The sequence below is a fragment of the Streptomyces flavofungini genome, from assembly GCF_041028215.1.
GTDB classification, from domain to species: domain Bacteria; phylum Actinomycetota; class Actinomycetes; order Streptomycetales; family Streptomycetaceae; genus Streptomyces; species Streptomyces flavofungini_B.
Map to the genome: position 1 here is coordinate 1 of NZ_JASKYR010001461.1, position 543 is coordinate 543.

Consider the following 543-nt stretch of genomic DNA (forward strand, 5'->3'; position numbering starts at 1 on the left):
GGCGATCCCAGCAGGGGTGCCGGGGTCAGCCGCAGAGTGAGGACCTGGAGCAACTCGGCGGCGCGGTGCGGGCGGTGCGCCGCGATGCCGGGCGGTGCGGGCGCGAGGGGCACCAGCAGGTCGGTGGCGGCGAGTGGGCCCTCGGCGCCGTCGTCCGTGCAGTCGCGGTGCAGCCAGAGCGTCAGCATGTACAGCTCCGGCACGGACAGCAGCCGGGGCTGGCAGGGCATCGGCATGGCCTCGGCGTGCCGCAGCGCCCGTTCGGTGGAGGCGATGTAGGGGCCCTCGAAGAAGTGCGAGAAGGCCCAGCCGTCCGGGGTGAGCATGGTGTCGGCGGCGGCGAGGGCGCGCTCACCGCCGCGGATCAGGAAGCGCCAGCCGGCCAGGCGCGTCGGCGAGGTGCCTTCGGGCGTGATGCGGTCCAGGACGTGCACCGGCAAGGGCAGTTCCGGACTGAGGGGACCCTGCGCGGCACGCAGGGTCGGTGTGCGGGCTTCGCGCACGGCGGTGGGGGAACCGAGTGCCGCGAGGACGCTGCGCAGG

1 protein-coding gene is annotated in these 543 nt (G+C 75.0%); it reads right to left on the reverse strand.

All coding sequences use genetic code 11. The features are described 5' to 3' along the window. On the reverse strand, window positions 1-542 hold a 542-nt coding region (locus AB8Z36_RS41645; RefSeq protein WP_369218515.1), incomplete at its 3' end, for a hypothetical protein. Window position 543 lies beyond the last annotated feature (1 nt).